12 protein-coding genes are annotated in these 12584 nt (G+C 69.3%); 8 read left to right on the plus strand and 4 right to left on the minus strand.

What is annotated here, in order from left to right; genetic code table 11:
* Positions 1-409: 409 nt before the first annotated feature.
* Together GGR64_RS03680 and GGR64_RS03685 are read right to left on the minus strand one after the other, a co-directional pair.
* Positions 410-1051, minus strand: a complete 642-nt coding sequence (locus tag GGR64_RS03680; protein ID WP_160964363.1) for a response regulator transcription factor — start codon at positions 1049-1051, stop codon at positions 410-412.
* Entirely contained in the window at positions 1051-2241 is a 1191-nt protein-coding gene (locus GGR64_RS03685) for a sensor histidine kinase (protein ID WP_184643993.1), read from the minus strand. The genes GGR64_RS03680 and GGR64_RS03685 overlap by 1 nt, the downstream gene beginning before the upstream one ends.
* 140 nt (positions 2242-2381) lie before the next feature.
* On the opposite strand from GGR64_RS03685, the gene GGR64_RS03690 reads away from it, so the two are divergent.
* From GGR64_RS03690 to GGR64_RS03710, 5 genes are all read left to right on the plus strand, one after another.
* Positions 2382-2975, plus strand: coding sequence for a GNAT family N-acetyltransferase (locus tag GGR64_RS03690; protein ID WP_184448171.1), 594 nt, complete (start codon positions 2382-2384; stop codon positions 2973-2975).
* Between the two features lie 2 nt (positions 2976-2977).
* Positions 2978-3739, plus strand: coding sequence for a septum site-determining protein MinC (gene minC / locus GGR64_RS03695; protein WP_184643995.1), 762 nt, complete (start codon positions 2978-2980; stop codon positions 3737-3739).
* Between the two features lie 36 nt (positions 3740-3775).
* A complete protein-coding gene (minD, locus tag GGR64_RS03700; protein ID WP_160964359.1) occupies positions 3776-4585 on the plus strand; it encodes a septum site-determining protein MinD in 810 nt (269 codons plus the stop codon).
* Between the two features lie 2 nt (positions 4586-4587).
* Positions 4588-4845: a cell division topological specificity factor MinE gene (minE, locus tag GGR64_RS03705; RefSeq protein ID WP_160964358.1), complete on the plus strand. Its 258-nt coding sequence runs from the start codon at positions 4588-4590 to the stop codon at positions 4843-4845.
* Positions 4846-4960: 115 nt separating this feature from the next.
* On the plus strand, positions 4961-5458 hold the full coding sequence (locus tag GGR64_RS03710) for a hypothetical protein (RefSeq protein WP_184643997.1): 498 nt from the start codon (positions 4961-4963) through the stop codon (positions 5456-5458).
* A 149-nt stretch (positions 5459-5607) separates the two neighbouring features.
* On the opposite strand, the gene GGR64_RS03715 is transcribed toward GGR64_RS03710, so the two are convergent.
* Entirely contained in the window at positions 5608-6924 is a 1317-nt protein-coding gene (locus tag GGR64_RS03715; RefSeq protein ID WP_160964356.1) for a HAMP domain-containing sensor histidine kinase, read from the minus strand.
* Complete coding sequence (locus GGR64_RS03720; RefSeq protein ID WP_160964355.1) at positions 6914-7615, minus strand: response regulator transcription factor; 702 nt, start codon at positions 7613-7615, stop codon at positions 6914-6916. Before GGR64_RS03720 ends, GGR64_RS03715 begins: the two co-directional genes overlap by 11 nt.
* A 351-nt stretch (positions 7616-7966) precedes the next feature.
* Between GGR64_RS03720 and GGR64_RS03725 the strand changes: the two genes are divergently transcribed.
* The 3 genes from GGR64_RS03725 to GGR64_RS03735 all read left to right on the plus strand — a co-directional run bounded on the left by GGR64_RS03725 (position 7967) and on the right by GGR64_RS03735 (position 12564).
* Complete coding sequence (locus GGR64_RS03725; RefSeq protein WP_184643999.1) at positions 7967-8746, plus strand: phosphatase PAP2 family protein; 780 nt, start codon at positions 7967-7969, stop codon at positions 8744-8746.
* A complete protein-coding gene (locus tag GGR64_RS03730; protein WP_184644001.1) occupies positions 8743-10404 on the plus strand; it encodes a phosphoethanolamine--lipid A transferase in 1662 nt (553 codons plus the stop codon). The genes GGR64_RS03725 and GGR64_RS03730 overlap by 4 nt, the downstream gene beginning before the upstream one ends.
* 126 nt (positions 10405-10530) lie before the next feature.
* Entirely contained in the window at positions 10531-12564 is a 2034-nt protein-coding gene (locus GGR64_RS03735; RefSeq protein WP_184644003.1) for a M2 family metallopeptidase, read from the plus strand.
* Positions 12565-12584: the final 20 nt, after the last annotated feature.

Genomic DNA, 12584 nt, shown 5'->3' on the forward strand with positions numbered 1-12584 from the left:
CGTGGTCAGCACATCACGGAATGCCGCTTCGCCCTGCGCGGCAACGGCCTCGCGCAGCGCGGGTGACGGCTGCGTGCGCGACCTCGAGGGCGACCAGACCATTGTCCTGGCAGTGGCATCGGACAGACATGCGCGCCCGGCCATGGACCGCATCGAAGCGAGCAACGGCGGCGCCCCAAGGCCTGCAGGCGTGACGCATGCAGGCCGGACTCGGGCCAGACCACTGCCCCGAGCGGCACAGGCGCGGCCGCCACGTGCCGGCACGCTTCCCTAGCGCCCGGTCACGCTGGACCGGCCCGGTGTGCGCGATATCCGCCTTCGCGGGCCGCCCTCCTGTCGTGTTCAGACCGACTGCAGCGCGCGGCCGAACCAAACGCGACGCCAGGCGGGGCCGCCCCGCCCCTCCCCGTCAGACCAGTTGCAGCTCGAACGCCTTCAGCACCGCCCGCGTGCGGTCGCGCACGCCGAGCTTGGACAGGATGTTGGAAACGTGGTTCTTGATCGTGCCTTCGGCCACGCCCAGCGAATTGGCGATCTCCTTGTTGGAGAAGCCGCTGGCCATCAGCCGCAGGATCTCGGTCTCGCGGTCGGTCAGCGGGTCGGGCCGGTCCAGGCTGACGAAGTCGTTGCGCATGTGCTCCAGGCCCGACAGCAGGCGCTGGGTCACCGCCGGCTGCACCAGCGAGCCGCCGGCGGCCACGGTGCGGATCGCGCCGACCAGTTGCTCCAGCGACACGTCCTTGAGCAGATAGCCCTTGGCCCCGGCCTTGAGCCCGGCCAGCACCAGTTGGTCGTCGTCGAAGGTGGTCAGGATGATGGTCGGCGGCAGCGCCGCGGCGCGCGACAGCGTCTGCAGCGCCTCCAGCCCGGACATCGACGGCATGCGCATGTCCATCAGCACCACGTCGGGGAGCACCTGCGGGATCAGCTCCACCGCCTGGCGGCCATCGTTGGCCTCGGCCACCACCTCGATGCCGCCGTCCAGCGCCAGCAGCGAGCGGATGCCCTGCCGCACCAGGGTTTGATCGTCGACCAGGCAGACACGGATCATCACAACACTCCTTGGGGAACGGCGGGCGGCAGCAGGGTGGCGGCGCCGGGAACGACGGCGCGCAGGCGGAAGCCGGCGCCGGGGGCGGCGGCCACGTCCAGGCTGCCGCCATACTGACTCAGGCGCTCGCGCATGCCGCGCAGGCCGTTGCCGGGGGCCAGGGTCTCGCAACCACGGCCGTCGTCGCGCGCCTGGATCACTACCTGCGGACCGTCGCGGCGCACCTCGATCCACAGATTGTCGGCCTGAGCGTGGCGCACCGCGTTGGTGATGATCTCCTGGGTGCAGCGCAGCAACACGTGTGCGCGCTCGGGATCCTCCACGGTCAGCGGCTCCTCCACCTGCAGGTGGATCTGCAGCGACGGCACCCGCTCGGCCAACGGCCGCAGCGCCGCCGCCAGGTCGATCGCGCCGCTGTCGCGCAGCTGGCTCACCGCCTCGCGCACGTCGGTCAGCAGCAGCTTGGCCAGGGTATGCGCCTGCTGCACGTGCTCCTGGGCGCGGCCCTCGGTGATGTGGCCGGCCACTTCCAGGTTCAGGCTCAGCGCGGTCAGGTGGTGGCCGAGCAGGTCGTGCAGTTCGCGCGAGATGCGGGTGCGCTCGTTGACCCGGGCGCTCTCGGCCAGCAGCGCGCGGGTAGCGCGCAGCTCGGCGTTGAGCTGGCGCTGCTCCTCCCGCGCCTGGGTCTGCTGCCGCGCGACCAGGCTGGTGACGAAGATGAACATGGAGAAGCCGCCGTACAGCAGCGACTGCATCAGCGCCTCGAACGGCGGGAAGCCGATGGTCAGGTACACCGGCAGCACCGCCAGCTGGCTCAGCAGCAGCCAGGCCACGCCGGCGCGCACCGGCAGCAGCCAGGGGATCACCCCAGCCGCCACCATCATCAGGATGCTGCCCAGCCCGGAGCGGTGCAGGTAGCCGACCGCCAGCGCGCAGACGGTCAGCAGCACCAGCATGCCGCGGTCGTACCAGCGCACGCCGTCGCCGCTGTGCAGGCGCCGGGTCAGCAGGAAATAGACCACGCCGAAGCCCAGGTAGCTGGTCAGCAGCAGCCACACCTCGCCGCTGGGCATCCGCCCCGATTCCTCGACCGGCTCCCAGTACAGGTACAGCAACGGCATGCAGATGACCGCCCAGGTGAACAGGCCGGCATAGCGCAGAACGCGGGTGTGGCTGAGATATCCCAACATGCAGCCATCTTAGGATGAACGGCGCGCATTGCACTCCCACGGAAGTCATGCCGCCGCGGCTCGCCGGCCCGGGTCGCGCGTGCGATAATCCGGCCCGGCGGCCCGCACGGGGCCGCGCGCGCATCAGCAATGGAGTCTCAATGTCGATCGTCATCCGCGACGTGCGCGAGCACGAGCTCGATTCGGTCCTGGCCCTGAACAACAACGCCGGACTGGCGATCCTGCCGCTGGATTCGGCCAAGCTGCACCGCTTCTACGACACCGCAGAGTACTTCCGCGTCGCCGAGCGCGACGGCAACCTGGCCGGCTTCCTGGTCGGGTTCGGTAGCGACAGCGCCCACGACAGCAGCAATTTCGCCTGGTTTCGCGAGCGCTACCCGCAGTTTTTCTATATCGACCGCATCGTGGTGGCCAGCCGCCGCCGCGGTGGTGGCGTCGGCCGGGCGTTCTATGCCGACGTGCAGAGCTACGCCGAGTTGCGCTACCCGCAACTGGCGTGCGAGGTTTTTCTGGATCACGGCGCCGATGCGGCGCTCCTGTTCCATGGCAGCTTCGGCTTCCGCGAAGTGGGCCAGAACACGATGAACGAAGTGGAGGTGCGTGCGAGCATGCTGTTGAAGGATCTGTGCAGTTACGCGTGGGTGCGCGAAACCTACGGCGACACCCTCCCCGACCTGCCCTGGGCCGGCCACGCCCATCGTCTGCAGCGGGCGCAGCGCCCGACCGGGACCTGAGCGTGTCGTCGGTGAATCTGGATTTCGAGCAGGCCGGCGAACTGAAGATCGGTCAGGTCGGCATCGCCAACCTGCGCGTGCGCACGCTGGACGTGGCGCGGCTGAGCCAGGAGATGCGCGAGCGGGTACAACGTGCGCCCAAGCTGTTCGGCCGTGCCGCGGTGATCATCGATTTCGGCGGCCTGGCGCAGACCCCGGACACGGCCACCGCGCAGGCGCTGCTGGACGGCCTGCGCGACGCCGGTGTACTGCCGGTGGCGCTGGCCTACGGCACCCGCGAGATCGAGGAGCTGTCGGTGGCGCTGGGCCTGCCGCTGCTGGCCAAGTTCCGCGCGCAGTACGAGCGGTTCGATGGCGGCGCGCCCGCTGCGGCGCCGGCCCCGGTCTCGCCGCCGCCCCCGCCTCCGCCGCCACCCGCTCCGGCGGCACGGCCGCAACCCGGGCGCATGCAGAAGAGCGCGGTGCGCTCCGGGCAACAGCTGTATGCGGAGAATTGCGACCTGACCGTGGTGGCCACCGTCGGCGCCGGCGCCGAGGTGATCTCCGACGGCAGCATCCACATCTACGGCAGCCTGCGTGGCCGCGCCCTGGCCGGCGCCCAGGGCAACACCGAGGCGCGGATCTTCTGCCGCGACTTCCACGCCGAACTGGTCGCCATTGCCGGCCACTACAAGGTGCTGGACGATATTCCCAAGGAACTGCGTGGCAAGGCCGTCCAGGTCTGGCTGGAGCAGGACCAGATCATGATCGCCGCGCAAGACTGACGCGGCCCAACCACGAACGTATCAGGAGATAGTCCTTTGGCTGAAATTATCGTTGTCACCTCCGGCAAGGGCGGCGTCGGCAAGACCACCACCAGCGCGAGCCTGGCCTGCGGGTTGGCGCGACGCGGCAAGAAGGTCGCGGTGATCGACTTCGACGTGGGCCTGCGCAACCTCGACCTGATCATGGGCTGCGAGCGCCGCGTGGTGTACGACTTCGTCAACGTGGTGCACAACGAAGCCACGCTGAAGCAGGCGCTGATCAAGGACAAGCGCTTCGACAACCTGTTCGTGCTGGCCGCCTCGCAGACCCGCGACAAGGACGCGCTGACCCAGGAAGGCGTAGAGAAGGTGCTCAAGGACCTGGCCGCCGACGGGTTCGACTACATCGTCTGCGATTCGCCGGCCGGCATCGAGAAGGGCGCGTTCCTGGCGATGTACTTCGCCGACCGCGCGGTGGTGGTGGTCAATCCGGAAGTGTCCTCGGTGCGCGACTCCGACCGCATCCTCGGCCTGCTCGACTCCAAGACCCACAAGGCCGAGAACGGCAAGAGCCTGCCCGCGTTCCTGCTGCTGACCCGCTACAGCCCGGCGCGCGTGGAAACCGGCGAGATGCTCAGCATCACCGACGTGGAGGAGGTGCTCGGCCTGAAGGCGATCGGCGTGATCCCCGAATCCGGCGACGTGCTCAACGCCTCCAACAAGGGCGAGCCGGTGATCCTGGACGGCGAATCCCCGGCCGGCCAGGCCTACGATGACGCCGTGGCGCGCATTCTCGGCGAGGAACGTCCGATGCGTTTCATCTCCGTGGAGAAGAAGGGCTTCTTCACCAAGTTGTTCGGAGGGTGAGCATGGGACTATTCGATTTCCTCAAGACCAAGAAGAACACCGCCGAAACCGCGAAGAACCGCCTGCAGATCATCATCGCGCAGGAGCGCAACCACCGCGGCGGCCCGGACTACCTGCCGCTGCTGCAGCGCGAGCTGCTGGAAGTGATCAAGAAGTACGTCAACATCGACGCCGACGCGGTCAAGGTGGACCTGGTCAAGGACGGCGAGCACGACGTGCTCGACATCTCCGTGGCCCTGCCGGAAGGCCCGACGCCCTGAGGCCGCGCGTCGGCCGTGGCAGGCGCCGCGGCTGACGCACCGGTCGCGCCGGCGCGGTGCCTGCCGTGATCGGGCGCGCCCGTCGCGCCCTTTCCGTCCCAACGAAGTTCACCCGATGCAGACCGATACCGCCCCTGCCGCTGACGCCGCCCAGGTGCTGACCGTGGGCGCGATCGGCCTGGACGCGCCGCGCGCGCTGCTGGCCGGCTACGGGCTGGCCCTGCACCGCGTCGCCGACGACGTCGCCATTCCCGGCAGCTACTGGGGCGAGCCGGAAGCCGGGGTGATCGCCAGCGGCGTCTACGTGCGCGACGACACGCCGGTGCATTCGCTGCTGCACGAGGCCTGCCACCTGATCGTGCTGCCGCCGCAGCGGCGCGCGCAGGTGCATACCGACGCCACCGACTCGGTGGAAGAGGAAGACGCCACCTGCTACCTGCAGATCGTGCTGGCCGACGCCCTGCCCGGCGTGGGCCGCGCGCGGCTGATGGCGGACATGGACGCCTGGGGCTACACCTACCGGCTCGGCTCCACCCGCGCCTGGTTCGAACAGGACGCCGACGACGCGCGCGCCTGGCTGGCGCAACGCGGGCTGCTGCCGGCGCAGGCTTAGGGCCTGTCACCAATTCCGGGCAGGCCGCGTTGGCCCTGCAAGGCTGTCAGGTTTGCGTCGCGTGGCGCGACGATGGTGGCCTTGCCGCGCCAACCCGAAAGGCCGCCCTTTTTGCGCACGCCTGGGATTTGGTGACAGGCGCTAGCCCGTCACTCCGGCGCAGACGACGGCGGCGACATCCCGGAGCGCTTCAGCGCGCTGCTCAAATCCAGGGTCGCGCGGGTGCCGCTGCCGGCCGGCGAATCCAGGTGCAGCGCCCAGCCCAGGTGCTCGCACAGCCGCGCGATCAGGTCCAGGCCGATGCCGCTGCCCTCGCGGCTGCCGCCGCCGCGCGCCATGCGCATGTAGATCGCGCTGATCTCTTCCGGGCTCATGCCGTGGCCGGGGTCGTCGATGCAGACCACGCCCGGCGCCGGCATGGTGATCTCGATCCGGCCCTTGTCGCTGTTCTCGATGGCGTTGCGCAGCAGGTTGCCGATCGCCACCTGCACGATCGCCAGCGGGGTGAGCACCTCGCACGGCGGCAGCGGTGCCAGCACCAGTTCCAGGCGCTTGTCCGCGCACAGGTGACGATGGTCCTCGACGATCTCCGGCAGCAGCTGGTCCAGCCGCACCAGGTCGTTGCCACGCGCCAGCCGCGCCGGGTCCTTGGCCAGCACCAGCAGCAGCGAGATCAACTGGCCGACGCCGCTGGCGGTGCGGCGGATGCGCAGCAACTGGTTGCGCACGCTGGGCGGCACGTCGTGCTGCTCCAGCGCCAACTCGGCGGCGCCGCCGATCACCGCCACCGGCGTGCGCAGTTCGTGGCTGGTGCTGTCGATGAAGGCGCGCTCGCGCTCCACGAACAGGTCGTTGCGCGCCAGGTAATCGTTCAACGCCTCGGCGATCACCACCTGCTCGGCGCTGGCACGTGGATGCACTTCGATGCGCTGCCCGGGCCGGTCCGGACGCAGACTGCCGATGCGCTGGGCCATGTCGGTCAGCGGCTGCACCACCCGGCCCATGCCCCAGGCCACCAGGGCGCCGAGCAGCAGCACCGCCACCGCGTTGGACACCAACATCCACAGCGCCAGGTTGTCCTCGTGGTCGTGCAGTTCGGTGATGTCCAGCGTCAGCGCCAGGCGGCGGCCGCGCACGTCCTGCACCAGCACCACCTTCTCGCTGCCTTCCAGCTGTACTTCGTCGTGCAGGCCGGGGCCCAGCGCCGCCACTGCCGGCGGCAACGGCGCCCCGCCCTCGTCGCCGTACAGGCTCACGGTGCGGGTGTCGATCCAGCGGTAGTCCGGATCGGCCGCGCTGCGCGCCAGGAAGTGGTCCAGTTCGGAGGTCAGCAGCGAACGCCAGGTGAGCTGCTCGGCCTGGTCGTTGACGATGTAGCCATGCACGAACACCGCCAGCGACAGCAGCGCCGCGTAGCCCACCAGCCACAGGGTCAGCCGCTGCCGCAGGCCGGCCCTAGTCGGCATGCTCGCCCTCGTGGGGGCCGACCACCGCCAGGCGGTAGCCGATGCGTGGCAGGGTGTGGATCAGCTTGGCCGCGAACGGACCGTCGACGCTGCGGCGCAGGTCGTAGATGTGCGAACGCAGCATGTCACCGTCCGGCGGCTCGTCGCCCCACAGCGCCTGCTCCAGGCGGTCGCGGGTGACCGCGGCCGGGCTGGCCTGCATCAGCACCTCCAGCAGCTTGCGGCAGGCCGGGTACAGATGCAGGGCACGCCCGCCACGGGTCACTTCCAGCGTGGACAGGTCCATCTGCAGGTCGCCCACGCGCAGCAGCTTGCTGCGGCCGCGGCCGCTGGCGCGCACCAGCAGCGCTTCCAGCCGCACTTCCAGCTCCGGCAGCGCGAACGGCTTGGTCAGGTAATCGTCGGCGCCGGCGCGGAAGCCGGCGATCTTGTCCGGCAGTTCGTCGCGCGCGGTCAGCATGATCACCGGCACGTCGGCATGGTGCTCCTCGCGCAGCGCGCGCAGCACCTGCTGCCCGTCCAGCCGCGGCAGCATCCAGTCCAGGATCAGCGCGTCGTAGCGCTGGGTGGTGGCCAGGTGCAGCCCGGTGACGCCGTCCGGCGCCGCGTCCAGCGTGTGGCCGCGCACCTCGAAATAGTCGAACAGGTTGGCGACCAGGTTCCGGTTGTCTTCTATGACCAGCAGCCGCATGGGGGCGCTCGAATTCGGGGACGGACCCGCCCATGCTAGCGGAAGCATGTCGGAACGCCGTCAGAACGGCGTCGCGTCTTGATCGAATCTCAATAAAACCTGGAAAGGATCCCAACACGGCGACGTCAGGCTGCCCTCCCGCACGCCACCGCCGAGACTCCTCCGCGCCGTTTCCTACCCCGCCGTTTCCTGGGTTCCCGTCGCCTGCGGCCCGGCGCTTGCATGACTGCGGCGGTTGGCAACCTTTGCTGAAGCATCGGCCCTCTCATCCCGCAGTTCCGACAGCTATCCGACACCTACGACCCGACCATGCCCCCACTTTCCCGCCGTCCCTGGCCGCCTTCGTCGACCATGCTCACTACGCCCATGCGATTGTCCGCTGCGGCGGCGCCCCACCTCGGCGCGCGCCGGCACTTCTATCTCTCCCATCTGTGGGTGCCATTGGCCCTGGTGCTGCTGGCCAGCACGGTATTGATGGGTATGGGCGGCGATTTCTGGATCGCCGACCTGATGTACCGCTGGGAAGGTGGGCAGTGGGCACTGAAGGATGCGGCGCTGACCCGTGGCCTGATCCACCACGACGGCAAGCTGCTGAGCGCCGCGGCCTGGGCGGTGACCGCCGCGCTGGCAATGTGGGCCTGGCGCCGTCCCGACGGCCGCCGCTACCGGCAGCCGCTGTTGTACCTGCTGCTGGCGGTGGCGCTGAGCACCGGCGTAGTGTCGCTGCTGAAGTCGGTGACCCATATGGACTGCCCCTGGGACCTGCTCCGCTACGGCGGCGAGCGAATCTTCGTGGGTCTGTTCGAGAGCCGCCCGGCCGGCATGCCGCGCGGGGTATGCTTCCCCGCCGGTCATTCCAGTGCCGGCTATGCCTGGGTGGGGCTGTACTTCGTCGCGCTGGCGCTCAAGCCGGCCTGGCGCTGGCCAGCGCTGGCGATCGGCCTCGGGGGAGGCCTGCTGTTCGGGCTCGGTCAACAGCTGCGCGGCGCGCATTTCATGTCGCACGACCTGTGGACGCTGGCCCTGTGCTGGGGCGTGGCACTGGGCCTGTACCGGGCGATGCTGTGGCCGGGCGCGACGTCGTCGCCGACCGAGCGACGCCCCTCTACCACCAACGATCCCGCCGCATGAGCCATTCCGCAGCCCCGCCTCCGCCGTCCACCGCATCCCGCGTCCGCTGGTGGGCCTGGCGTCCGCAGCTGAGCAACGAGATGCTGGCGCTGGCCGCCAGCGCGTTCTTCGCCCTGGCCTGCAACGGCATGTTCTGGCGCAGCGCGATGAGCGGCCATGCCGGCGACATCAAGCTGGCGCTGTCGCTGTTCCTGCTGCTGCTGTCGGTGCACGGCCTGTTGCTCGGCCTGTTGCTGTGGCGCGGCATCGCCAAGCCGGTGCTGACGGTGCTGCTGATCACCACCGCGTTCGCCGCGCACTACATGAACAGCTACAGCGTCTACCTGGACGCGGACATGCTGCGCAACGTGCTGGCCACCGACCACAAGGAATCGCGCGAACTGATGACGCCGGCGCTGATCGCGCCACTGCTGTTCTACGCGGTGCTGCCGATCCTGGTGCTGTGGCGGGTGCGGCTGATCCGGCGTTCGCCGCTGAAGGCGCTGGCGATCCGCCTCGGCTTCCTGGTCGGCATGCTGGCGCTGGGCGGCGTCGCCGCGATGCTGTCGTTCCAGGACCTGTCGGCGATGATGCGCAACCATCGCGAGATCCGCTACCTGGCCACGCCGATCAATTACCTGGTCGCGCTGCGGCAGAACTTCAAGTCCGACAGCCCCACGCGCAAGGCGCCGAAGCTGCCGCTGGAACATGACGCCAAGGCCACCGCGCGCGCGCCGGGCAGCAAGCCGCGGCTGCTGGTGGTGGTGCTGGGCGAGACCGCCCGCGCGCAGAACTGGGGCCTCAACGGCTACGCGCGGCAAACCACGCCGGAGCTGGCCAAGCGCGACGTGATCAACTTCCCCGACATGCACTCCTGCGGCACCAGCACCGAGGTCTCGGTACCGTGCATGTTCTCGCCGTTCGGCCGCCACGACTACAACGAGAGCAATATCCGCAAGCACCAGTCGCTGCTGCACGTGCTCGAGCACGCCGGCATCGCCACGCTGTGGCGCGACAACCAGTCCGGCTGCAAGGGCGTGTGCGACGGCCTGCAGATCCAGCACCTGGACGATGCCAAGGATCCGCAACTGTGCAAGGACGGGCGCTGCATGGACGAGATCCTGCTGCAGGACCTAGCCGCGCAGGTGCGCGCCAAGCCCGGCGACCGCGTGGTGGTGCTGCACCAGCTCGGCAGCCACGGGCCCAGCTATTTCGAGCGCTACCCGGCCGGGTTCCGCCGCTTCACCCCGACCTGCGACACCGCCGACCTGGGCAACTGCAGCCGCGAGCTGATCACCAACGCCTACGACAACTCGCTGCTGTACACCGACCACCTGCTGGCGCGCACCATCGACACGCTGCAGGCGATGCCCGACTACGACACGGCGATGATCTACCTCTCCGACCACGGCGAGTCGCTGGGCGAGAAGGGCCTGTACCTGCACGGCGTGCCCTACGCGATCGCGCCGCAGGAGCAGACCCACGTGCCGATGGTGATGTGGTTCTCGCCGGGCTTCGCCAGCGCGCGCGGCCTGGACCTGGCCTGCCTGCAGGCGCGCTCGCGCAAGTACGCCGACCAGGACAACCTGTTCCCGTCGGTACTGGGCCTGATGCAGGTCAAGACCGGCGTCTACGACCACGCGCGCGACCTGTTCGCGCAATGCGCCAAGCCGCAGTGACCGCCCGCTCACGGGCGGCCATGGCATGACGGGACACGGCGGCGCGGCCACAAGCGTGCCGCCCGAACTTGCGGCGTTGCGGGCGGGCCACTAGCCTTCCGGGCAATCGCCCTGCAAGGATTCGCCGTGAACCACCGCTCTCCGCTGCTCGCGCTGTGTCTCGGCGCGAGCCTGCTGATGCTGTCCGCCTGCCGCAAGGAACCCGCGGCCGAGACCGCCGCCCCCGCCACGACCCAGGCCGAGGGCGAGAGCGCCGACCAGTTCGTCGCCCGCATCAACGAGGAATACCGCGCGTTGCTGCCGGAACTCACCGCAGCGCAGTGGCTGTCGGCCACCTACATCAACGGCGACAGCGAGCGGCTGGCGGCCAAGGCCAACGCGCGCTGGCTGACCACGCTCAACGGCTGGATCGCGCAGGCACGGCGCTACGACGGCAAGCCGATGTCGGCCGACAGCGCCCGCGCACTGCGCCTGCTGCAGCAGATGACCGCGATGCCGGCGCCGCGCGATCCGGCGCGGCTGGCCGAGCTGGCCGCACTGGCGACGAAGATGGAAGGCGCTTACGGCGCCGCCTCCTACTGCACCGGCGAGGGCGATGCGCGCCGCTGCCGGCAGTTGGGCGAACTGGAAGACGTGCTGCGTCGCAGCCGCGACTACGACCAGCAACTGGATGCCTGGCAAGGCTGGCACGCCGCCGTGCAACCGATGCGCAAGGACTACCAGCGCTTCGTCGAGCTGGTCAACGAAGGCGCGCGCGACATGGGCTACGCCGACACCGGCGCGCTGTGGCGCAGCGGCTACGACATGCCGCCGGCACAACTCGCCGCCGAGACCGACCGGCTCTGGACCCAGGTCAAGCCGCTGTACGAACAGCTGCACTGCTACGCGCGCGGCAAGCTCGACGCCGAATACGGCAAGGACAAGGGCGAACTCGCCGGCGGCCTGCTGCCGGCGCACCTGCTCGGCAACATGTGGCAGCAGGACTGGAGCAACCTGTGGGACCTGCTGCAGCCCTACCCCGGTGCCGGCAGCCTGGACATCACCGACGCGCTGGAACGGCAGTACCAGGGCAATTTGAGCGCGGCACTGGCGCGGCGCAACGGCGACACCTCGGCGGAGGCGCGATTCATGGCCCAGCGCGAGGCGCAGTTGCTCAGCGCGCGGCAGATGACCGAGCGCGCGCAGGATTTCTACACCTCGCTGGCGATGCCCAAGCTGCCCGACAGCTACTGGACACGCAGCCAGTTCATCAAGCCGCTGGACCGCGACGTGGTCTGCCATGCCAGCGCCTGGGATATGGACATGGCCGGCGACGTGCGCACCAAGATGTGCGTCAAGCCGAACGAAGAGGACTTCACCACCATCTACCACGAACTCGGCCACCTCTATTACGACCTGGCCTACAACCCGCTGCCGCCGCTGTTCCAGGGCGGCGCCAACGACGGCTTCCACGAAGCCATCGGCGACACCGTGGTGCTGGCGATGACCCCGCAGTACCTGCATTCGATCGGCCTGGTCGACGCGCCGCAGGTCGGCCGCGAAGCGCTGATCAACGCACAGATGCGCATGGCCCTGAGCAAGGTCGCGTTCCTGCCGTTCGGGCTGATGATCGACCGCTGGCGCTGGGGCGTGTTCGACGGCTCGATCGCCCCGGACCGCTACAACCAGGCCTGGTGGGAGCTGAAGGCCAAGTACCAGGGCGTGGCGCCGGCGACACCGCGCGGCGAGGACTTCTTCGACCCTGGCGCCAAGTACCACGTGCCGGCCAACACGCCGTACACGCGTTACTTCCTCTCGCACATCCTGCAGTTCCAGTTCTACAAGAGCCTGTGCGACGCCGCCGGCTACAAGGGCCCCCTGTACGAGTGCACCTTCTACGGCAACAAGGAAGCCGGGCAGAAGTTCTGGTCGATGCTGCAACGTGGCGGCAGCCAGCCGTGGCAGGCTACGCTCAAGGAACTGACCGGCAGCGAACGCATCGACGCCGGCCCGCTGCTGGAATACTTCGCGCCGATGCAGGAGTGGCTCAAGCAACAGAACCAGGGGCGCATGTGCGGGTGGGAGGCTTCGGCGCAGAGGCCGGCACAAACCACCGCCCCTGCTGCTCCCACGCCCGCTTCTCCCACGCCTGCCCCGACGACGCCAGCGCTCCGGCGCTGAGCACTGCCAGCGCAAGCGCC

Source organism: Xanthomonas sp. 3307 (genome assembly GCF_014199735.1).
In the GTDB taxonomy this organism is placed as follows: domain Bacteria; phylum Pseudomonadota; class Gammaproteobacteria; order Xanthomonadales; family Xanthomonadaceae; genus Xanthomonas_A; species Xanthomonas_A rydalmerensis.

What these genes read in the sequence shown, in the direction of transcription:
- GGR64_RS03680 (WP_160964363.1), bottom strand. Translation starts at nt 1,051, where the DNA reads ATGATCCGTGTCTGCCTGGTCGACGATCAAACCCTGGTGCGGCAGGGC.
- GGR64_RS03685 (WP_184643993.1), bottom strand. Translation starts at nt 2,241, where the DNA reads ATGTTGGGATATCTCAGCCACACCCGCGTTCTGCGCTATGCCGGCCTG.
- GGR64_RS03690 (WP_184448171.1), top strand. Translation starts at nt 2,382, where the DNA reads ATGTCGATCGTCATCCGCGACGTGCGCGAGCACGAGCTCGATTCGGTC.
- minE (WP_160964358.1), top strand. Translation starts at nt 4,588, where the DNA reads ATGGGACTATTCGATTTCCTCAAGACCAAGAAGAACACCGCCGAAACC.
- GGR64_RS03710 (WP_184643997.1), top strand. Translation starts at nt 4,961, where the DNA reads ATGCAGACCGATACCGCCCCTGCCGCTGACGCCGCCCAGGTGCTGACC.
- GGR64_RS03715 (WP_160964356.1), bottom strand. Translation starts at nt 6,924, where the DNA reads ATGCCGACTAGGGCCGGCCTGCGGCAGCGGCTGACCCTGTGGCTGGTG.
- GGR64_RS03720 (WP_160964355.1), bottom strand. Translation starts at nt 7,615, where the DNA reads ATGCGGCTGCTGGTCATAGAAGACAACCGGAACCTGGTCGCCAACCTG.
- GGR64_RS03725 (WP_184643999.1), top strand. Translation starts at nt 7,967, where the DNA reads ATGCTCACTACGCCCATGCGATTGTCCGCTGCGGCGGCGCCCCACCTC.
- GGR64_RS03730 (WP_184644001.1), top strand. Translation starts at nt 8,743, where the DNA reads ATGAGCCATTCCGCAGCCCCGCCTCCGCCGTCCACCGCATCCCGCGTC.